Genomic DNA, 22,000 nt, shown 5'->3' with positions numbered 1-22,000 from the left:
TTATTCATTTTTCTTTTTACGCATCACGATCAATGCCGTAGGGATAGCCATTAGCATCCCGTAAAACATATTTTGTGATATCAGTTGAAATGTCATTTCCAGCGGGGTAAGTCCCGACAGTAAATCTATCGCTTCTTCGAATTGGTTCAGTGAGGTTGTCAGTTCGGCTCCGGCAGTTTCTTTGAACTGATTTAAGATGGAACGGTATGCCTCGAATACGAATCCACCGTCTATATAGCGGAAGTAGATGTAGTGAACTACCGCAACAAACAGAGAGGCGAACATATACATAAAGGTAGTGAATAGAAACGCACGTGAAAAAGTGATGCTTCCGTCACAATGCCGTTCTCTGAACTTTTTGGCAAATATGTATCCTAAAAAGGGTACTCCTATAGTCAGGACTATAAAAAGTAATTGTAGGAAAGGTATTCTCAATCCTAACGGGAAGAGCATGAATTTGAAGGCCCATAAAAGACCCATGCCCGTACCATAGCGCATGGCGCATTCCTGCAAAGTCGGTTTATAATTCGTCATTCTTTATTAATAAGTGCACAAAAGTACTTCTTTTACGGGAATCCGTCCTATAGTTATGGGTGAAAAATGTATTTTTTCTGCTAAAATCAAAAAAAAGTATTCGAAAGTATTGTAGTTTTGAAAATAATGTCTACCTTTGCACTCGCAAAACAAAAATGGGTAAGTCCTATACGGCCAGCTCCTGATGAATCCTCCAGGGCTTGATCGCAGCAAAGGTAGTTGGTTGTAGCGGCGCGATATAGTAAGCTTACCCACCCCCGCCTCTTTAGCTCAGTTGGCCAGAGCACGTGATTTGTAATCTCGGGGTCGTTGGTTCGAATCCGACAAGAGGCTCGGAAAAGCGAGAAGGACGAAGAAATCTTCATTCTTCTCGCTTTTTTTTATTATATTTGCGTTGATATTAGTTTTAAGGTTGGTACAACCGTTATTTAAGAGTTCTTTTTTATGATAGAGTCACAGATTGTGGCAAGAGTATTGCCGTCTAAATGCCGTGAAGCGGTAAAAGTCCTTTTGCAGGAAGTGTACGGATATGAAGATTTCCGTAATTTAGAAGTTTATGATGACTTGTTCAGAGGTAAGGAAAAATTGCAATTGTCTCAAGGACAATTAATTGAGGAGGTCATTATGGAAGCCGAAAAAGGGATCAAGGGTGACTCGTCTGCTCATAATTTGCTCCTGACAGCTCCGACCGGAGCCGGAAAATCATTGTTGTTTCAGCTCCCTGCTATTTATCTGGGTAATGAATATAAGCTTCTTACTCTTGTGGTTTCTCCGCTGAAAGCATTGATAGTGGACCAGGTTGAGGCGTTGCGGGAACTAGGGTATGAACGTGTGGCGTATGCTTCGTCCGATCTTTCACCTGAACAAAAGAACGAAGTATATCGTCGTGTCCGTGAAGGGGAGGTTGATCTTTTTTATCTTTCCCCTGAATTATTGTTGGCGTATGATATCAGTTATTTTGTAGGTGAACGCCGTATCGGACTGGTAGTGGTTGACGAGGCTCATACCGTGACCACTTGGGGTAAAGAGTTCCGGGTGGATTATTGGTTTCTAGGGCGTCATTTGGAAGCTTTAAAGAATGCGTTGGGGTATGTATTCCCTGTTTTTGCATTGACGGCCACTGCTGTGTGGAATCCCGAAGGCGGGAACGATATGATTTTTGATACCATCCGGTCGTTGCATCTTGCTCCGTGTGCCTTGTATGTGGGCACGGTGAAGCGTGAAAATATCGGCTTTGACATTACCGCCATGACCATAGAGGAGGGGGAAACCTACGATAAGGCCAAGCAACGTACTGTTGCCGCCCGGGTGGAGGATTTTCTGGACGGGCATAAGACTATCATTTATTATCCTTTTGCCGGAGGTATAGATATGAAACTGAAGACCTGGGTGTATCCGGCTAACTGGCATTGGGTGGCATCTTATTATGGTAAAAAGGATAAAGAGCAAAAAGCCGAAATTATACAAGCTTTTAAGGAGGGTGAGAAAAAAATAATCGTTGCTACGAAAGCTTTCGGTATGGGGGTGGATATCAGCGATATTGACCGTGTATATCATGTGGCTCCATCCAGCACCTTTGTCGATTATATTCAGGAGATTGGCCGTGCTGCCCGTGATAAGAACATTACGGGTGTGGCGGTGACGGATTTTAATGAGCGCGACTTTTATTATATGAAACGCCTGCATTCTGCGGGTGCCATCTCCCAGGAACAGTTGGGGATGATTCTGAAGAAAGTTTGGGAAATATATCTGATGAAAGGCTGTAGTGATGAAATGCAGATGTCTTTATCCGATTTTGAATTTGCAGTGAAGTTGCCTCGTAAAAAGAACAAGCTGGAATATGAATCGGATTTGGAGCAAGTCGTCAAAACGGCTTTGTTATGGATAGAAGAGGATTTGAGTTTCCGGCATGGCGGTTCTCCTGTTGAAATCAATTCACAGACGTTGTTTTCCGATGGCTATGTGCAGGAAAAGACGGGTGATGCCGCTTTCCGTAAAAAATACAAGCAGTACATGGTTCCCGTGAAAGGGGTTGAAGGAGTCTATAAGGTGGCTTTTGAATCTTTGTGGGAGAATTGTTTCTCGGAGATGGGATACCGTGAGTTTAAGCGCGATTTATACAATGGAAATCTCTTTGAGGGAGTTCGTGCGGCAGCTGTGGGTAAGCATGATGTCTTGTTAAAAGAGAGTGCGGCGGATATCTGCTCCAAGCTGGCAAGTCTCTTGAAGAGTTTGAAAGATTTGTTGACGGTGAGTCTGTATGGTAATAAAGGAAAGTTCGAGGAGGACGATTTGCGTAGTATTTTTGCGGCGTATGATATGGATGTTCCTTCTGCCAAGCGTTTTATCACTTCGTTACTGGAGTCCAGGGTAGAGGAGGGCAGAAGTGTGAGTTACATCACCAGTGCCAAGAAGAAAGATGAAGACAAACTGATGTTTACCGTTACCCGTGGTTTTGATTTGTTGCTTTCCCGTTACCAGAAGTTGTGTGCCCAGCGTATCACAGGAAAGAAAGGAGACCGGCTGTTGTTCTATGTCACTCCGTTCTCCGATCTCAATATGTTGCTCAACTTGTTGTCTATGCTCAATGTGGTGGACTTTACCGTAGAGGGGGGTGTTCCTTCTGTTGGAGTACGTGTCCGTGATGCGGAGATATTGAAAAAGGAAGCTGCTTCGGGGGACTATCAGAACCATGTGCTGGAGAATAATGAGAAAATATTCCAGGAACAGATAGAGTTGTTCCGGCTGTTCTTTGGCAATACAAAACTGAGCGATGAGCAGCGATGGGAGTTTATAGAGGATTATTTTACGGGGATGAGTTTGGAGGGATTGAAAGAAAAATATTCTTGTGTTGTGGAATGACAGCTGTAAGGGCTGTATAATATAACTCGTTGGCGAAATTAATTTTGCCTTGTATGATTTCACGTTAGTATATGAGGTTGTGCCAACGTTTTGACACAACCTCTACTTGATAGCCGACAACATGGGCATTAAATTCACTTGAAATGAATTTGTTTTCCAACTTTTATTGTTAATGCGAAGAGAATGACTTTGACGAATGCTACTCTTTATTTGGCTGGTACGCGCAAAGTCACGGAAGTTGGAATCAGCCTCTTGTCGGCAACCATGACGGTGGAGGAACGGGAAGACAATGTTGTGATAATTGATCATCGTTTTTGTTTTTAAAGGGTTGTTATTATCAGAAAAGTGTCAGGAAGGAACAAGGCGCACACTGCTGCGGCGTCCGGTGAAACTTGGTACAAGATCCGCGGAATCTTGTACCAGGATTTTTGTAATCTTGTGCCGGGGTGCGGCTGGTTCCTTCTGACACTGCAAAGATAACTTCACGTCCGTGCGGCGTGACCCCTTCCGACCCCTTTTGACCCCTTGGCGGATTGCGGGGGGAATCATGGCTCTCCAAGTGGAGGCAGACTAGTTGCAACTGGCAGCGGGGACACGGGGACAGTGGGGACAGCCCCTTTTTTTCTCACACACACGTGCGCGCGTATAAAGCCGGGGTCAGCTCTTGTGATACGTTCCCCCTACCGTCCACACTCATCGGACCCCTTGCTTGGTGAACCGTTTGGGCCGCCTTTTCCTGGTAGTAGGTTTTCATCGCCTTTTTCACCTCGGTGCGTATACGAAGGTCTGCATGCAGGGGGCCTCCCAGGAGCAGTGTGTTGTGTTATTTGGTTTTTTTACTGTAAGAGATGATTTTCTCTAGCAGCTCCGGCCATATGTCATCCTGTGGAAAGGCAGGCAGGGGGAAATAAGGTTCGGAGCCTTCGGTGAGTTGTTCTTCCTCGTTGGTGTCATTGGGAAACTCATTTTCCACCTTATTGTATCGCGCGCACGTGTGTGAGAAAAAAAGGGGCTGTCCCTGCTGTCCCCACTGTCCCTGCCTTGTAAGAATCGGCGGAACTGAATAACGGAAAATATTTTTCAGGAGGACTTGTCTTTAAAATTCACTTGAAATGAATTTGTTTTCCCACTTTTATTGTTAATGCGAAGAGAAGTCGTTATCTTCGCATTAACAATCCATTTAAGAAAAAGAGAATGATGAAATATCCCATTGGCATACAGAGTTTTGATCAAATAATAGAAGGTAATTGGGTCTATGTGGATAAGACCGATTTGGTTTATCGTTTGGTAACGACGACCAAAACTTGTTTTCTTAGCCGTCCCCGTCGTTTTGGGAAGAGCTTGTTGGTAAGCACGTTGGATGCCTATTTCAAGGGGCGCAAGGAACTTTTTGACGGCTTGATGATAGCGAAGTTGGAGAAAGACTGGCATCAGTATCCTGTGTTCAAGATAGATTTCAACGGTGTTAACTTTACGGAAAAAGGAAACTTGGAAGCTACCATAGAATATTATCTTGCCAACTGGGAGAAAATCTACGGAGAAACTCCCCGTGAGGTTCCTATGGGGAAGCGGTTCGAACAAATACTTTCTCTAGCCTATCAGCAAACGGGGCGTCGTGCCGTGGTGCTGGTAGATGAATATGACAAGCCTATTCTCGATGCATTGGATACTCCTCTGGAAGATGCCAACCGCGAAATCTTGAAAGCTTTCTATTCCACCTTCAAAGGGGCTGATGAATACTTGAGGTTTGTGTTGCTTACGGGAGTGACAAAATTTTCGCAAGTCAGTGTGTTCAGCGGGTTCAACCAGCCTAAAGATATAAGTATGGATAATCATTATGAAGCATTGTGTGGTGTGACTCAGGTGGAATTGGAACATTATTTTGCAGAACCTATTGCAAATTTGGCTGAAAAGTTCAATTATACAGTGGAGGAAATGAAAGACGTACTCAAAATGCAATACGATGGCTATCATTTTGGCAGCGGCTTGCTTGGTGTCTATAATCCTTTCAGCCTGCTCAATGCTTTTGATATGAACGATATCCGCGACTATTGGTTTGCATCAGGTACTCCTACTTATTTGATCAAACTTCTGCGGCATAACCACGAGCAGATGGATGAATTGACTGGGCGTTACTATGATCCTTCGATGTTTGTCGATTATAAGGCCGATGTGGAAAAACCGCTGCCTATGATTTATCAAAGCGGCTATCTGACGATCAAGGAATACGACTCCCGGAGAAACCGTTACCTGTTGGACTTTCCAAATAATGAGGTGAAAAAGGGATTTCTGACCATGGTGGCAGCCAATTATTTCAAACCCCAAGAGTTTGAAGTTTCCAACTGGATTGTAGATGCCGTCATTTTACTTGAGGAAGGGGAAACTACGGCTTTTTGTTCAGCTTTAACTTCTTTCCTTGCGGATATACCTTATGATTCTCATGGCTCGATAAAGACGGTTGAAGCGACAGAAAAACATTTTCAATATACTTTCTATCTGATTCTCCGTTTGCTTGGGGTATATTGCCTGTTGCATGTGGAGAAAACTCAGTCAAGAGGAAGAGTGGACTGTGTATTGGAGACAAAGGATTATGTATATATATTTGAGTTTAAACTGGATGGTACGGCTGCTGAAGCCTTGCAGCAGATAGAGGACAAAGGATATGCTACACCTTATCAGACAGACACGCGCAAAGTCACGGCTATTGGTGTCAGTTTTTCATCGGAAACCATGACGGTGGAGGAATGGGAGGAAAAAACGTTGTAGCCCAGTTGAGATTAAATAATAGTGCAAAAGTAATGCCTCAAGCCGGAATCGTCACGATCCCTCTTGAGGCAGTCTTCATTTATGGAATTGGGAATATAAACCGCTTACGCTTTAAAATTGCGTGCTATTTTTTTATATCCATATACGGCACGGTTACCCAATTCTTCTTCAATGCGGAGCAACTGGTTGTATTTTGCCATACGGTCGCTACGGCTCAGTGAACCGGTTTTAATCTGTCCGCTATTGGTGGCTACGGCGATATCTGCAATGGTAGCATCTTCCGTTTCACCGGAGCGGTGGCTGGTCACAGTGGTGTAGCCGTTACGTTGGGCCATTTCGATAGCATCCAGAGTTTCAGTCAGCGAACCGATCTGGTTTACTTTTACCAGGATAGAGTTTGCACAACCTTCACTGATTCCTTTTTCCAGGAACTTCACATTGGTAACGAACAAGTCATCACCTACCAGCTGGCAGCGGTTGCCCAGACGCTCGGTCAGCATGCGCCATCCTTCCCAGTCGTTTTCTGCCATACCATCCTCTATCGAATCAATGGGGTAGTCCCAACTCAATTTTTCCAGATAGGCAACCTGTTCGGCGGCACTGCGCTTTTCCCCTTTGGGGCCTTCAAACTTGGTATAGTCATAGATGCCGTCATGATAAAATTCGGAAGAAGCACAATCCAGACCGATGGTGATATGTTTGAACGGTTCATATCCGGCAGCTTCAATAGCGGCAAGGATACAATTCAAAGCATCTTCGGTGCCATCCAGTGCAGGGGCAAAACCGCCTTCATCTCCTACGGCTGTGCTTAGTCCGCGTTTTTTCAGCACCTCTTTCAAAGCATGGAATACTTCTGCGCCCATCCGTAAGGCCTCACGGAATGTCTTTGCGCCGACAGGACGAATCATGAATTCTTGAAAAGCGATAGGAGCGTCGCTATGCGAGCCTCCGTTAATGATGTTCATCATCGGGACGGGCATGACATAGGTATTTGTTCCGCCGATGTATCTGTAAAGAGGGATATCCAGATAGTTGGCGGCAGCTTTTGCCACAGCCAGGGATACGCCCAAAATAGCATTTGCGCCCAGTTTTGATTTAGTTGGGGTTCCATCCAGATCAAGCATGGCTTTGTCAATGCCACGTTGGTCCATAGAGTCCATTCCTTTCAATGCCGGAGCGATAAGGGTATTTATATTTTCTACAGCTTTTAATACGCCTTTGCCCCCGTAACGGGTCTTGTCACCGTCACGTAGCTCCAATGCCTCATGTTCACCGGTTGACGCACCCGATGGGACAGAGGCACGGCCCATAATCCCTGATTCCAATATCACATCCACTTCCACAGTGGGGTTACCACGTGAATCCAAAATCTCTCTTCCTTTAATCTCTGCTATTTTCATATAATTCTAATTTTATAAGATGGTTTTATTTTAATAACAATAGAGAAGCCGGATTTGTTGAGGTGCCAGGGAAAGTTTTTTCATGATATTTACTTTTTTATTTCTTTCCACAGAGTACATCCGTCTTCTTTTTTCGTCTCCCTTTAATAAAAGCTAGAGATCAATATGAAAATAAAATGGATAGTGGGGGGGCTGTTATGGGCAAGTTCTTACTTGCAGGCTGCCGCACAGGAATATAAACTGTGGTATGACGAACCCGCTCAGGTTTGGACTGAAGCGCTTCCGCTGGGTAACGGGCGGTTGGGAGCGATGGTATTCGGCAATCCCGGTGTGGAGCATATCCAGTTGAACGAAGAAACTATTTGGGCAGGACGTCCCAATAATAATGCTAATCCCGATGCGTTGGAATATATTCCCAAAGTGCGCCGGTTGGTGTTCGAGGGAAAATATCTTGAAGCACAAACGTTGGCTACCGAGAAAGTAATGGCGAAGACCAATAGCGGTATGCCCTATCAATCGTTTGGCGATCTGCATATTTCTTTTCCGGGGCATACACGTTATTCCGATTACTATAGGGAACTGAGCCTGGATTCAGCTCGTACCATCGTGCGTTATAAGGTGGACGGGGTGACTTATCAGCGTGAAACACTGACGTCGTTTGCCGATCAGGTAGTTATGGTGCGTCTTACTGCCAGCCAACCCGGAAAGATTACTTGTAACGCCAATCTTACTACTCCGCATCAGGATGTGATGGTTGCGACGGAAGGGGAGGAGGTTACCCTTTCGGGCGTATCTTCCTGGCATGAAGGACTCAAAGGGAAGGTTGAATTTCAGGGACGTATGACTGCACGTACTCAGGGAGGAACCCGGTCTTGTCGTGACGGAGTCTTGAGTATAGAAGGGGCGGACGAGGCTGTGATTTATATTTCCATTGCTACCAACTTTACTAATTACAAGGATATAACAGGTAACCAAGTGGAGCGTGCGAAGAACTATCTGCGCCGGGCTGTAAGTAAAGATTATATGACATCACGTAAGGCACACGTCGATTTTTTCAAGCAATATATGGACCGTGTCTCTTTGGATTTAGGCATAGACAAATATGCAGGGGTAACCACTGATATGCGTGTACAGAATTTCAAGGAAACGAAGGATGATTTTCTGGTGGCCACTTATTTCCGTTTCGGCCGCTATCTGTTGATTTGTTCTTCACAGCCGGGTGGGCAGCCTGCTAATTTGCAAGGCATTTGGAATGATAAATTATTTCCTTCCTGGGATAGTAAATATACATGTAATATCAATGTTGAAATGAACTATTGGCCGGCCGAAGTGACGAATCTCAGCGAATTGCACGAGCCTTTGATACAACTGATCCGTGAAGTGAGTGAAACAGGGCGTGAGTCGGCCAAGATTATGTATGGGGCGGATGGCTGGGTATTGCATCACAATACGGATATATGGCGTGTTACCGGAGCTATAGACAAGGCTCCGTCGGGATTATGGCCTACGGGTGGAGCCTGGCTGTGCCGTCATTTGTGGGAACGTTATCTTTATACAGGCGATATGGAATTTCTCCGCTCGGCTTACCCTATCATGAAAGAAGCCGGTAAGTTTTTTGATGAAATCATGGTGAAGGAACCGTTGCATAACTGGTTGGTGGTATGTCCGAGCAATTCTCCGGAGAATACTCATGCAGGCAGTAACGGGAAAGCGACTACGGCTGCCGGGTGTACTTTGGATAACCAGCTGATATTCGATTTGTGGAATCAGATAATCACGACCGCCCGTCTGTTGGGTACGGATGCTGAATTTGCCACCCGTTTGGAACAGCGTTTAAAGGAAATGGCGCCCATGCAGATAGGACGTTGGGGGCAATTGCAGGAATGGATGATGGATTGGGACAATCCGCAGGATGTGCACCGTCATGTGTCACACCTTTATGGTTTGTTCCCCGGTAATCAGATTTCTCCTTACCGTACTCCCGAATTGTTTGATGCGGCACGTACTTCGCTGATTCATCGTGGCGATCCGTCTACCGGATGGAGTATGGGATGGAAGGTATGTTTGTGGGCCCGTCTGTTGGATGGTGACCATGCTTATAAACTGATAACCGATCAGTTGACTCTCGTACGTAACGAGAAGAAAAAAGGAGGAACTTATCCTAATTTGTTTGATGCCCATCCACCTTTTCAGATTGACGGTAATTTTGGTTGTACGGCGGGTATCGTAGAAATGCTGATGCAGAGCCACGATGGTTTTATTTATTTACTTCCCGCATTGCCGGCGCAATGGAAAGAGGGAAGCGTGAACGGGATTATAGCCCGTGGAGGTTTTGAATTGGATTTGAGTTGGAAGAATGGTAAAGTGAGCCGGTTGGTGGTGAAATCCCGTAATGGGGGAAACTGTCGTTTGCGTTCTTTAAATCCGCTGGCAGGCAAAGGGCTGAGAAAGGCGAAAGGAGAGAATCCGAATAAATTGTATGCCATACCCGAAATCTTACAGCCGATTATAAATAAAGAAGCGAAATTGAATAAAGTTGAGTTGAAAAAAACTTATCTTTATGATCTGGAAACCAAAGCAGGTGAAGAGTATATATTCTTAGGTAAGTGATGATTCTTGCATTGATTGTAAGGATGAAAAATAGTAAAAAGAAGAAATATGAAAAGAACAGGATTAAACATTATTTGCTCATTGTTGCTGGCAGGTGGAATGTGTGCATGTACTGCCACTCCTAAACAGACCGAAGAAATCAAATGGAGCGAACGTATGGCTCAGTCGGAAATGCAACGTTTCCCTGAGCCTTGGATGATAGAAAAAGCGAAAAAGCCTCGTTGGGGCTATACGCACGGACTGGTGGTGAAATCCATGTTGGAGGAATGGAAACATACCGGTGACACTGCCTATTATAATTATGCAAAAATATATGCAGACAGTCTGATAGACACCGACGGTAAGATAAAGACCATGAAATATCTTTCTTTTAATATTGATAATATCAATGCCGGAAAGATTTTATTCGATTTTTATGAAAAGACGGGAGACGGGCGTTATAAGGTGGCGATGGATACTCTTCGCAAACAACTGGCCGAACAGCCCCGTACCAGTGAAGGCGGTTTCTGGCACAAACTGGTATATCCGCACCAGATGTGGCTGGATGGTATATTCATGGCTTCTCCTTATCTGGCTCAATATGGTAACGTATTCAAGGATACTACGGTCAATGCCGATATTGTGAATCAAATAAAGCTGATTGCCCGTAAAACGTATGATCCTAAAACCGGTTTGTTCTATCATGGCTGGGATGAGAGCAAGACACAAAATTGGGCAAATAAGGAAACCGGGTGCTCACCCAACTTCTGGAGCCGCAGTATAGGCTGGTATGCCGCTGCCGTGGTGGATGTATTGGACTATATGCCGGCGCAGTTCGAAGGACGCGACAGCATTATGACGATTATAAATACGTTGGCCGAAGGCATTGTAAAATACCAGGAGCCTGAAACAGGGGTATGGTGGCAGGTGACTGACCAGAATAACCGTAAAGGAAATTATCTGGAATCTTCCGCTTCATCGCTTTTTGTATATTTCTTGTGTAAAGCGGTGAATAAAGGATATATTCCTGTGGAGTATAAAGCGGCCGCAGAGCGTGGTTTTAATGGCCTGATCAAACAGTTCATTAAAGAAGAGCCTGATGGTTCATACACTATTACCAACTGTTGTGCTGTTGCAGGATTAGGCGGTAAAGGAAACCGGGATGGAAGTTTTGCTTATTACATAGGTGAGCCGGTGATAGAGAACGATCCGAAATCAGTAGGTTCCTTTATTTTGGCAGCTATTGAATATGAGAAAATGAAGCAGTAGGAATAATCTGAAAAAGATGAGGACATTTGTCAAAAAGGTCTTCATCTTTTCCGTAAACATAAGGACCTTTTTTAAACACCTTGTTGTTTTGATAAAAGCTCTTGTTTGGAGATTGTCAATTAATTAATAAACGAATTTGAAAATACAATGATGAACAGACACGCATTACTTTCCTTATTGGCTTTATTGCTATGTTGCTCTACTTCGTTGCCGGCGCAGAAAGCGAAAACGTATATTCCCTGGAAGAACGGCAAACTGGTGGTGTCCGAGGAGGGACGCTACCTGAAGCATGAAAATGGAGTACCTTTCTTCTGGTTGGGTGAAACCGGATGGCTGATGCCGCAACGCTTGAATCGTGACGAGGTTTCTTACTATCTGAATAAGTGCAAGGATGCTGGATATAACATGGTGCAGGTGCAGGTATTGAACGGTGTGCCTTCCATGAATATTTACGGCCAGTATTCCATGACAGACGGTTTTAAATTCAAAGATATCAACCGCAAAGGGATTTATGGATATTGGGACCACATGGACTATATTATTAAAAGTGCCGCTTCACGGGGCATCTATATAGGGATGGTATGTATTTGGGGAACTCCCGTGGAACAAGGGCTGATGAATGAAAAAGAAGCCGTGGCATACGGTAAGTTTCTTGCAGAACGTTACAAGGATGAGCCGAATATTATTTGGATGATAGGAGGGGATATCCGCGGTGATAATAAGACGGAGGTATGGGATGCGTTGGCAAACAGTATCCGCAGCATAGACAAAGGTCATCTGATGACTTTCCATCCGCGTGGACGTACCACGTCGGCTACTTGGTTTAATGACCGCGAATGGCTGGATTTCAATATGTTCCAAAGCGGACACCGTCGTTACGGGCAGCGTAACGGTGATGGTGACTATCCCATCGAAGAGAATACGGAAGAAGATAACTGGCGTTTTGTGGAAGCCAGTCAGGCAAAGACTCCGTTGAAACCGGTGATTGATGACGAACCTATTTATGAAGACATTCCACAGGGGCTGCATGATCCCAATGAAACCCGTTGGAATCAGCACGATGTACGTCGTTATGCCTATTGGTCGGTATTTGCCGGATCATTCGGGCACTCATACGGTCATAATGATATCATGCAATTTATCCGTCCCGGATATGGAGCCTCTTTCGGTGCCGACGGACGTAAGAAAGCATGGTGGGATGCTTTGGAAGACCCCGGTTTCAATCAGATGAAATATCTGAAGAACTTGATGCTGACTTTTCCTTTCTTTGAACGTGTGCCCGATCAGAGTGTCATTGCAGGAACTAACGGCGAACGCTATGACCGTGCCATCGCTACCCGTGGAAATGACTATTTGCTGGTTTACAATTACTCAGGACGTCCTATGCAGATCGATTTGAGCAAAATCAGCGGTGCGAAAAAGAATGCATGGTGGTATAGCGCGAAGGACGGTAAGTTGGAATATATCGGTGAGTTTGACAGTAAAGTCACTCCTTTCCAGCATGATAGCGGTTATCTGAGCGGCAATGATCAGGTTCTGATTGTTGTGGATTCTGCGAAGGATTATGTGCAGAAAGCTTGGACAGCCTTGCCGGATGCCATACAGAAATGGAATAAGTAAGAAATATGCATATCATGAAAAAACAAGTATTATTAATCATTCTTCTGGCACTTCCGTTGTGGTTGAAGGCAGCGGATGTTTCGGTTACCGGCCTGCGTACCGAGCAGATGGTAGATCCCATGGGGTTGGATACTGCTGCTCCCCGTATGAGCTGGCGGTTGGAATCTTCTCAAAGAAATGTGATGCAGACCGCCTACCGGATCTTGGTTGCGTCTTCTCCCGAACTTTTAGCACAGGATAAAGGAGATTTGTGGGATTCCGGAAAAGTGGAATCCGATGCGTCCGTATGGATTCCCTATCAAGGGAAGCGTTTGAAAAGCAATCAGCGTGTTTACTGGAAAGTGAGAAGCTATACCAATCGCGGTGAGACAGAATGGAGCGAGCCTGCCCGATGGGGGATGGGACCTTTAGGTGAGATTCATTGGAAAGGACGATGGATAGGTTGGGACGCTGCGTTTGCATGGGACCGGGAAGATTCACACAGCCGTTTGAGCTCTCGTTATTTACGTACGGAATTTAAAACGCAAGCCAAGGAGATAAAGTATGCTACCCTTCATTTGTGCGGTTTGGGTATGTACGAACTGTTCATTAACGGTCAGCGGATAGGTGATCAGGTATTGGCGCCGGCTCCAAGTGATTATCGTCGTACTGTGCTTTACAATTCTTTTGATGTCACCAAACAGGTTGCCGGAGGAAATGCCGACAATGCCATCGGAGTGACCCTGGGCAACGGACGTTTCTACACTATGCGTCAAAATTACAAACCTTATAAGATTCCTACTTTTGGTTACCCCAAGTTGCGTCTGAATCTGATTATAGAATATACCGACGGCAGTATCCAGCGTATCAACAGTGATGAGAAATGGCGTTTGACGGCTCAAGGGCCTATACGTAGCAATAATGAATACGATGGTGAGATTTACGATGCCCGTATGGAATTGGGAAACTGGACACAGCCCGGTTATGATGATTCCAAATGGCTGAAGGCGCAACGTGTTTCATTGCCGTACGGTACACTCCGCGGCAATACCGCTCCCAACATGAAAGTGATGAAAACGCTGAAGCCGGCTGTCTTCAAGCAATATGGTGACCGTTATATGATTGATTTCGGTCAGAATATGGCAGGATGGGTGCGTATTAACATAGCGAAAGCCGCTGCGGGAGATACGATTTGCATACGTTATGCCGAACGGGTAAAGAACGACGGTACGGAACTGGATGTGGAAAATCTCCGCCATAGCCAGAGTACGGATTATTATATCTGCAACGGTAAAGAAAACAACACCTCCTGGAGTTCCCGTTTTTCTTATCATGGATTCCAATATGTAGAAGTGACAGGTTATAAAAATCTGAAAGCGGAAGATTTGGTTGCTGAAGTAGTATATGATGACTTGGAAGATAACGGTACTTTCGAGTGTTCCAATGATATCATGAACCGGGTTTATCGGAATGCCTGGTGGGGAATTTCCAGTAATTATAAAGGAGTGCCTTTGGATTGTCCGCAGCGTGACGAGCGCCAGCCCTGGCTTGGCGACCATGCTATGGGAACGTGGGGGGAAAGTTTCATGTTCAATAATGGAAACACCTATGCCAAATGGGCGGATGATATCCGTGAAGCGCAGCGTGAAGACGGTTGTATTCCTGATATTTGTCCGGCTTATTACAATTATTATACATCGGAAATGACATGGTCGTCCACATTCCCGGTAATCTGTGATATGGTTTATGAACAGTTCGGCAACATCGAACCTATTCGTAAGAATTATGCCGCTATCAAGAAATGGATGCACCATATACGCAGTGAGTTCACCACAGAGGATGGAGTGATTAACGCCGATAAATACGGTGACTGGTGTATGCCTCCCGAATCACCGGAGCTGATTCACAGTCAGGACCCTGCCCGCAAGACGGATGGAGCACTGATTGCTACAGCCTACTATTATAAGGTATCGCAAATGCTGGCCAAGTTCGCCCGTTTGCAAGGTCTGGAAGATGAGGCGAAAGGATTCGAGAAGGATGCAGCAAAAATCAAAGACTGCTTCAACGCCCGTTTCCTTACGGTTAAGAAGGGAACTTCTCCGGTACAAACGCCGCATGTTCTTTATCCCGACAGCATATTCTATGGTAACAATACGGTGACAGCCAATATCCTGCCGCTGGCTTTCGATATGGTTCCTGAGGCCTATAGGGAAGAAGTGGAGAAAAATGTAATAACAGGCATTATCACCCGGAATAAAGGTCATATCAGCAGTGGGGTGATAGGTATGAACTGGATGATGCGTGAGCTTACCCGTATGGGGCGTGGCGATGTTGCTTTCCTGTTGGCAAGCAACAAGACTTATCCCAGTTATGGCTATATGATAGAAAAGGGAGCTACTGCCATTTGGGAATTGTGGAACGGTGATACCGCCAATCGTTGGATGAACAGTTGTAACCATGTGATGATATTGGGTGATCTATTGACTTGGTATTTCCGTGATTTAGCCGGATTTAATCCGGCACAGCCCGCTTACAAACAAATCATCCTTAAACCTGATTTTTCCATCCAGGAGTTGAGTTATGTCAAGGCTTCGCACAACACTTTATATGGCAAGATGATTAGTAACTGGAAGAAGACCCTTACGCATCTGGAATGGGATATCACGGTTCCCTGCAATACCACTGCATTGGTTTATCTTCCAACGTTGGACGAGAAGGCGGTAAAAGACAAGGACGTTACCTTTGTACGTCGGGAAGGCAACTCTACCGTATGGAGTGTTCCTTCGGGGAACTATCATTTTTCGGTTAGCATGGACCCTTCTTCAGGTAAAAACCGTGCAGGTATCGTGGAAGATCAGTTCCTATACGAACAAGCTTCTTTTCCCGAATGTCACGGCGCTACTATTGTGGAATTGAAGAACGGAGACCTGGTAGCCTCTTTCTTTGGAGGCACTAAAGAGCGTAATCCGGATTGTTGTATCTGGGTATGTCGCAAGCCGAAGGGCGCGACGGAATGGAGCGCACCTTATCTGGCTGCCGACGGGGTGTTTAGTCTGGATGATCCGCAGGCTGTCTTGGCAGGCATTACGGCAGAATCCACTCCGGCGGATGCCGGCCCCGTGGCTTCTACGTTTAAAGGGGACAAGTTCCGGGCACGCCGCAAGGCTTGTTGGAATCCTGTGCTTTTCCAGATCCCCGGCGGAGATCTGATCCTGTTCTATAAAATAGGATTGAAAGTAGCCGATTGGAGTGGTTGGCTGGTACGTTCTAAAGATGGTGGAAAAACTTGGAGCCAACGTGAACCGTTGCCAAAAGGTTTCTTAGGTCCTATTAAAAATAAGCCGGAGTATGTGGATGGCCGTATTATCTGTCCTTCCAGTACGGAAGGCGATGGAGGATGGCGTATCCATTTTGAAATTTCGGATGATAAAGGAAAGACTTGGAAGATGGTAGGTCCTGTAGAGGCGGAAATGAGTGTGCCTACAGCTTTGCGTAAGGAAAATGCAGCCAATGTAGACGATCAGGAAGGCGGTGAAGCCATAAAAGGAGAAGGCGAGAAGCCTATTTATGCTATCCAGCCCAGCATTTTGCGTCATAAGGATGGGCGTTTGCAGGTACTTTGCCGTACACGTAACGCACAGATTGCCACTTCATGGAGCAGTGACAACGGTGAAACATGGAGCAAAGTCACTTTGCTTGATGTTCCCAATAATAATTCGGGCACGGATGCCGTAACCATGAAGGATGGCCGCCATGTATTGATTTATAATGATTTCAGCACATTGCCGGGTACTCCGAAAGGGCCGCGTACACCGTTGTGTGTGGCGGTTTCGGATGATGGCATTCACTGGAAGAATGTAATGACATTGGAAGACAGTCCCATCAGCCAGTATTCTTATCCGTCCATCATTCAGGGCAAGGATGGCAAACTGCATGCCGTATATACCTGGCGCCGTCAGCGTGTGGCTTATAAAGAGTTGGATTTGAGCAAACTGAAATAATACAATTGTGGATAAAGGAATTCTTTGATAGAGAGTATTGGAGAATTTGAAAAAAACGGGTGTCTGAAATGAAAATCAGATACCCGTTTTTTTGAAAACAGACTCCCATTATCCGCCAATGAAAGCTCTTTCTAAAGATACAGAATATGAAATAATTATAAATAGAGTACAAACGTTTCTTATTATCGTCCTCCCTTTATAAAGAAAAGAATAAGTGACAGATTATTATGAAAAGCATTAGACTACTACTTTTACTGGCTTCCGGAGTAACTACGGGAGCATTTGCCCAGTCGGGCGGGCTGACGGATATGAGCCAAAGTCGTTTTGCCAAGATGGCCAATACGGAATTAGGTGCCGTGCATTGGACAGATGGCTTTTGGGGCGACCGTTTCAATGTATATAGCCATACCTCCTTGCAAAGTATGTGGGATACATGGAACAATCCCGATGTTTCGCATGGCTTCCGTAACTTTGAAATAGCTGCCGGTGTTTGCGAGGGCGAACATTGGGGACCTCCCTTTCATGACGGTGATATGTATAAATGGATGGAAGGGGTGGCTTCCGTGTATGCCGTCACGAAAGATCCCGAATTGGATAAACTGATGGATCACTTCATTGAACATGTGGTGAAAGCCCAGCGTGCGGACGGTTACATCCATACCCCTGTCATCATCGAGGAAAAGAATAAGGGGATTGACACTCATTCGGACAAACAGCAACAGACGGTAATTGGCACCAAAGTAGGAGGTGAGGACGAGAAAGGTGCATTTGCCAATCGTCTGAATTTTGAAACCTACAATTTGGGGCATCTGATGATGGCAGGTATCATTCATCGCCGTGCCACCGGAAAGACTACTTTATTCGATGCTGCCGTAAAAGCGACGGACTTCCTCTGTCATTTCTATGAAACCGCTTCTGCGGAACTGGCAAGAAATGCCATTTGTCCCTCCCATTATATGGGTGTGGTGGAAATGTACCGTGCTACAGGGAATCCCCGTTATCTGGAACTTTCCAAGAATCTGATTGATATCCGTGGAATGGTGGAAAACGGCACCGATGATAATCAGGACCGTATTCCGTTCCGTCAGCAATACAATGCGATGGGACATGCCGTGCGTTCCAATTACCTGTATGCCGGTGTGACCGATGTGTATGCCGAAACAGGAGAAGACCAACTGATGAAAAACCTGACCAGCATCTGGAAAGACATTGTGACCCGCAAGATGTATGTTACAGGAGCGTGCGGTGCGCTGTATGACGGCACTTCGCCGGATGGAACCTGCTATGAGCCGGACAGCATTCAGAAAGTACACCAAAGCTATGGCCGTCCTTATCAGTTGCCTAATAGTACGGCGCATAACGAGACCTGTGCCAATATCGGCAATATGCTTTTCAACTGGCGTATGCTGGAAGTGACGGGCGATGCCAAATATGCGGATATTGTGGAAACCGCCCTTTACAACAGTGTGTTGAGTGGTGTCAGTCTGGATGGAAAGAAATATTTCTATACCAACCCGTTGCGCATCAGTGCGGATTTGCCATATACACTTCGCTGGCCTAAAGAACGTACTGAGTATATCAGCTGCTTCTGTTGTCCGCCTAATACGCTGCGCACCGTTTGCCAAGCCCAGAACTATGCTTATACGGTGACTCCGAATGCGGTATATTGCAATTTGTATGGAGCGAATACACTGGCTACAACTTTGAAGGAAACGGGAAAGATCGGGCTGGTGCAAGAAACGGAGTATCCGTGGGAAGGTGCTGTGAAGCTGACTGTTACCGAAGCTCCGAAACCGTCAAAGAAGAAAGCGTTTTCTTTGTTCCTCCGTGTTCCTGACTGGTGCGAGAAGGCAACTTTGAAGGTAAATGGCGAACCGGTGCAAGGAACCTGGAAAGCGAATACATACGCCGAGGTAAACCGCATCTGGAAGAAAGGGGACTGTGTGGAATGGGTGATGGATATGCCTGTAAAATTGCTGGAAGCCAATCCGTTGGCCGAAGAAATCCGTAACCAGGTAGTGGTGAAACGTGGGCCGTTGGTCTACTGTCTGGAAAGTATGGATATAGAAGGCGGGCATAAGATAGACAATGTGCTGATACCTGCCGATATCCGGTTGACTCCGAAAAAAATAACCATCGAAGGCAGTCCGATTGTCGCATTGGATGGTACTGCCCGTCTGGTCGATGAAGTATCATGGAAAGATACCTTGTACCGCGAGGTAGGAAAGGCCGACAAACCGGTCCATATCCGTCTGATTCCTTATTATGCATGGGGAAACCGCGGAAAGGCTGAAATGACGGTATGGATGCCTTTGGCACGGACTAATCACTAACCACTTACCCCTAATTAGTTACAAATGAAAAAAATATTCATAACCACTGCCGCGCTGCTGATAGCTTGTACACTGTCAGCAGCCGATTTGTTCGTATCTCCGGAAGGCAATGACCGGAATCCGGGTACCAAAGACTCTCCGAAAGCCACCCTTACAGCCGCATTGCGTCAGGCAAGGGAACTTCGTCGCCTTAATGATGAAAGTGTAAAAGGTGGCATCACCATTCATTTGGAGGCAGGTGACTACCATCTGTACGAACCCGTCTTTATCCGTCCGGAGGACAGCGGGACGGAAGCGTCACCTACCGTCATCACTTCGGATGGAAATGCCGTTCTGAATGGTGGGGTGGAAATCAGGAACTGGAAGAAGCAAGGAAAGTTGTGGGTAGCCGATGTTCCTATGTTTAACGGGCGTCCGCTGGATTTCCGGCAACTGTGGATCAATGGGCAAAAGGCTGTTCGTGCAAGGGATGTGGCAGACTTTGAAAAGATGTACCGCATCATCAACAACGACCCCCAAAACGAAATACTGTGGGTACCTGCCGCTGCTGTAAAGAAAATACAGAAGGCCCGATATGCCGAAATGGTCCTTCATGAAATGTGGTGTGTGGCAAATCTCCGTATCAAGTCGGTCGAAATACAGGGAGACAGTGCCGCCGTGCGTTTCCATCATCCTGAAAGCCGCATCCAGTTCGAGCACCCGTGGCCGCGTCCTATGGTGACCAAGGATGGTCATAACTCGGCTTTCTATCTGACCAATGCCATGGAATTGCTGGATGAACCCGGCGAGTGGTATCACGACATTGAAAGCCGTAAAATATATTATTATCCTCGGAAAGGAGAGAAGATAAGCAAAGCCGTAGTTCCCGGCATCGAAACGTTGGTATGGGTGGAAGGAACGATAGACCGTCCGGTAAAGCACATCCGTTTTGACAATATTGCTTTCCAATATACCACCTGGATGCGTCCCTCTTTGCAAGGTCATGTTCCTCTTCAGGCAGGTATGTATATGACAGACGGATATAAAATCCGTCCTTCCATGATTCGTAAGAACAATCATAAACTGGATAATCAAGGTTGGTTGGGCCGTCCGGCATCGGCAGTCGTAGTCAAGGCTGCCTGGGATATTGATTTCGAGAAGTGCCGTTTCCAGCATTTGGGCTCTACAGGCATTGATTATGAATGGGCCACCGATGGAGGACATATAAACGGCTGTCTGTTCCGTGATATTGCCGGGAACGGTATTGTAGCGGGCAGTTTCAGCCCTGCCGCTCACGAAACACATCTTCCATACGATCCTGCCGACCGTCGTGAGGTCTGTACCGGACTGACCATTTCCAACAACTACATCAACGATGTGACCAATGAAGACTGGGGCACTTTGGGCATTTGCGCCGGTTATGTCAGTGATATCAATATCGAGCACAATGAAATCAGTGATGTATCCTATTCGGGCATCAGTCTGGGATGGGGGTGGACACGTACGGTAAACTGTATGCGCAATAACCGCGTGCACGCCAACCTGATTCATCACTATGCCAAGCACATGTATGATGTAGCCGGTATTTATACATTAGGTTCACAACCCCATAGCCGGATTACGGAAAATTGCGTTTCCGACATATTTTCACCCGGTTATGCACACGATCCCAATCATTGGTTCTATCTTTACACCGACGAAGGATCTTCATTTATCACCGTCAAGGACAACTGGACGGAAGGAGAGAAGTTCCTGAAGAACGCCAACGGTCCGGGCAATACATGGGAAAACAATGGTCCGATGGTGAACGACAGCATCAAGGCAAATGCCGGACTGCCCAAAGAATATAGCTATTTGAAGGAAAAATAAAACGTGATACCATTATGAAAAACAAACTTGCCACTTTAGTCGGAGCACTTGCATTGAGTGCTGCCGCCTCCGCCCAGACCTGGATCTGGTATCCGGGTGATTATGAGATATGGCTGGGCAACCGGATGAACAACCGCCGTACGGAACGCGGTGCTTTTTTCCCTCCCTTCTGGAAAACGGACAGCCATTATGTGGTAGTGGAATTCAGCAAGAAATTGGACCTGGCGGAACCGGAAGAAATCTTCATTGCCGCCGAAGGAAAATACAATGTGAAATTGGACGGCAAACTGCAATTCGGTATGCCCTCCACCTTGAAACTCCCCGCAGGAAAACACAGCCTGAACATCAAAGTGTGGAATCAGTCCACTCCCCCCACTATTTATGTGAAAGGAAAAACCGTAAATACGGACAAGACCTGGAAAGTAACCTACGAAGACAAGGAATGGATAGACGAAAGCGGAAAAGCCAGTGATACTTCTGCCACCGTTTATATGGATGCAGGGTGTTGGAACTTTGACGGAGCCACCCAACTGCCTTCCAAGTTTTCATTGGCCAGAAAACCGATGAAAGCAGTTTCCTCCACTCCCCGGAAAGAAGGGGTATTGTACGACTTCGGAAAAGAAACCTTTGGTTATATCACTCTGAAAGAGGTAAAGGGAAAAGGAACGATCCATATCTATTACGGTGAAAGTCCTGAAGAAGCCTTGGATACGGAATATTGCTGTAGATACTAATTGAAAAGTGCGCCAATATTCCAGTTGAAAATTGCGCCACCATAGGATAAGTATAATGACCTTTG

At 45.9% G+C, this 22,000-nt stretch carries 11 protein-coding genes, 1 tRNA gene and 1 pseudogene; 11 read left to right on the top strand and 2 right to left on the bottom strand.

Annotated features, from left to right (window positions below):
- On the bottom strand, positions 1-534 hold the full coding sequence (locus tag AB5062_RS10100) for a DUF4199 domain-containing protein (RefSeq protein WP_005844749.1): 534 nt from the start codon (positions 532-534) through the stop codon (positions 1-3).
- Between the two features lie 259 nt (positions 535-793).
- Here AB5062_RS10100 and AB5062_RS10095 point away from each other — a divergent pair.
- The 4 genes from AB5062_RS10095 (at position 794) to AB5062_RS10080 (ending at position 6,162) form a co-directional block, all read left to right on the top strand.
- Positions 794-867 (top strand) — tRNA-Thr (locus tag AB5062_RS10095).
- Positions 868-978: 111 nt separating this feature from the next.
- On the top strand, positions 979-3,396 hold the full coding sequence (locus AB5062_RS10090) for a helicase-related protein (protein ID WP_032944861.1): 2,418 nt from the start codon (positions 979-981) through the stop codon (positions 3,394-3,396).
- A 183-nt stretch (positions 3,397-3,579) separates the two neighbouring features.
- On the top strand, positions 3,580-3,720 hold the full coding sequence (locus AB5062_RS10085; RefSeq protein WP_250729985.1) for a hypothetical protein: 141 nt from the start codon (positions 3,580-3,582) through the stop codon (positions 3,718-3,720).
- Between the two features lie 873 nt (positions 3,721-4,593).
- Positions 4,594-6,162, top strand: a complete 1,569-nt coding sequence (locus tag AB5062_RS10080) for an ATP-binding protein (RefSeq protein ID WP_016270205.1) — start codon at positions 4,594-4,596, stop codon at positions 6,160-6,162.
- Positions 6,163-6,266: 104 nt separating this feature from the next.
- On the opposite strand, the gene eno is transcribed toward AB5062_RS10080, so the two are convergent.
- The gene (gene eno, locus AB5062_RS10075; protein ID WP_005844757.1) at positions 6,267-7,562 is read right to left on the bottom strand and encodes a phosphopyruvate hydratase; all 1,296 of its coding nucleotides are present in this window, start codon (positions 7,560-7,562) and stop codon (positions 6,267-6,269) included.
- 165 nt (positions 7,563-7,727) lie between these two features.
- Between eno and AB5062_RS10070 the strand changes: the two genes are divergently transcribed.
- From AB5062_RS10070 to AB5062_RS10040, 7 genes and pseudogenes are all read left to right on the top strand, one after another.
- Entirely contained in the window at positions 7,728-10,172 is a 2,445-nt protein-coding gene (locus AB5062_RS10070; RefSeq protein ID WP_151265699.1) for a glycoside hydrolase N-terminal domain-containing protein, read from the top strand.
- Positions 10,173-10,220: 48 nt separating this feature from the next.
- The gene (locus tag AB5062_RS10065; RefSeq protein WP_005848148.1) at positions 10,221-11,420 is read left to right on the top strand and encodes a glycoside hydrolase family 105 protein; all 1,200 of its coding nucleotides are present in this window, start codon (positions 10,221-10,223) and stop codon (positions 11,418-11,420) included.
- Between the two features lie 150 nt (positions 11,421-11,570).
- The gene (locus AB5062_RS10060) at positions 11,571-13,040 is read left to right on the top strand and encodes a glycoside hydrolase family 140 protein (protein ID WP_117875871.1); all 1,470 of its coding nucleotides are present in this window, start codon (positions 11,571-11,573) and stop codon (positions 13,038-13,040) included.
- Positions 13,041-13,045: 5 nt separating this feature from the next.
- A complete protein-coding gene (locus AB5062_RS10055) occupies positions 13,046-17,020 on the top strand; it encodes a family 78 glycoside hydrolase catalytic domain (RefSeq protein ID WP_117926064.1) in 3,975 nt (1,324 codons plus the stop codon).
- Between the two features lie 227 nt (positions 17,021-17,247).
- Positions 17,248-19,353 carry a glycoside hydrolase family 127 protein gene (locus AB5062_RS10050; RefSeq protein ID WP_005844768.1) on the top strand — a complete coding sequence of 702 codons (2,106 nt, stop codon included), beginning with the start codon at positions 17,248-17,250 and terminating at the stop codon, positions 19,351-19,353.
- Positions 19,354-19,377: 24 nt separating this feature from the next.
- Positions 19,378-21,201 (top strand): right-handed parallel beta-helix repeat-containing protein, encoded by a 1,824-nt coding sequence (locus AB5062_RS10045; RefSeq protein WP_011965669.1) that lies wholly within the window; start codon positions 19,378-19,380, stop codon positions 21,199-21,201.
- A gap of 14 nt (positions 21,202-21,215) precedes the next feature.
- Positions 21,216-21,923, top strand: a pseudogene (locus AB5062_RS10040) (alpha-rhamnosidase); the annotation flags it as partial.
- Between the last annotated feature and the right edge of the window lie 77 nt (positions 21,924-22,000).

Origin of the sequence: Phocaeicola sp. RTP21359st1_B8_RTP21360_211022, assembly GCF_040911965.1 — a bacterium.
Taxonomy (GTDB): domain Bacteria; phylum Bacteroidota; class Bacteroidia; order Bacteroidales; family Bacteroidaceae; genus Phocaeicola; species Phocaeicola vulgatus.
Note: the sequence above shows the minus strand (reverse complement) of the source record. Positions and strands in the feature narration are given on the sequence as shown.

What these genes read in the sequence shown, in the direction of transcription:
- AB5062_RS10100 (WP_005844749.1), bottom strand. Translation starts at nt 534, where the DNA reads ATGACGAATTATAAACCGACTTTGCAGGAATGCGCCATGCGCTATGGT.
- AB5062_RS10090 (WP_032944861.1), top strand. Translation starts at nt 979, where the DNA reads ATGATAGAGTCACAGATTGTGGCAAGAGTATTGCCGTCTAAATGCCGT.
- AB5062_RS10085 (WP_250729985.1), top strand. Translation starts at nt 3,580, where the DNA reads ATGACTTTGACGAATGCTACTCTTTATTTGGCTGGTACGCGCAAAGTC.
- AB5062_RS10080 (WP_016270205.1), top strand. Translation starts at nt 4,594, where the DNA reads ATGAAATATCCCATTGGCATACAGAGTTTTGATCAAATAATAGAAGGT.
- eno (WP_005844757.1), bottom strand. Translation starts at nt 7,562, where the DNA reads ATGAAAATAGCAGAGATTAAAGGAAGAGAGATTTTGGATTCACGTGGT.
- AB5062_RS10070 (WP_151265699.1), top strand. Translation starts at nt 7,728, where the DNA reads ATGAAAATAAAATGGATAGTGGGGGGGCTGTTATGGGCAAGTTCTTAC.
- AB5062_RS10065 (WP_005848148.1), top strand. Translation starts at nt 10,221, where the DNA reads ATGAAAAGAACAGGATTAAACATTATTTGCTCATTGTTGCTGGCAGGT.
- AB5062_RS10060 (WP_117875871.1), top strand. Translation starts at nt 11,571, where the DNA reads ATGAACAGACACGCATTACTTTCCTTATTGGCTTTATTGCTATGTTGC.
- AB5062_RS10055 (WP_117926064.1), top strand. Translation starts at nt 13,046, where the DNA reads ATGCATATCATGAAAAAACAAGTATTATTAATCATTCTTCTGGCACTT.
- AB5062_RS10050 (WP_005844768.1), top strand. Translation starts at nt 17,248, where the DNA reads ATGAAAAGCATTAGACTACTACTTTTACTGGCTTCCGGAGTAACTACG.
- AB5062_RS10045 (WP_011965669.1), top strand. Translation starts at nt 19,378, where the DNA reads ATGAAAAAAATATTCATAACCACTGCCGCGCTGCTGATAGCTTGTACA.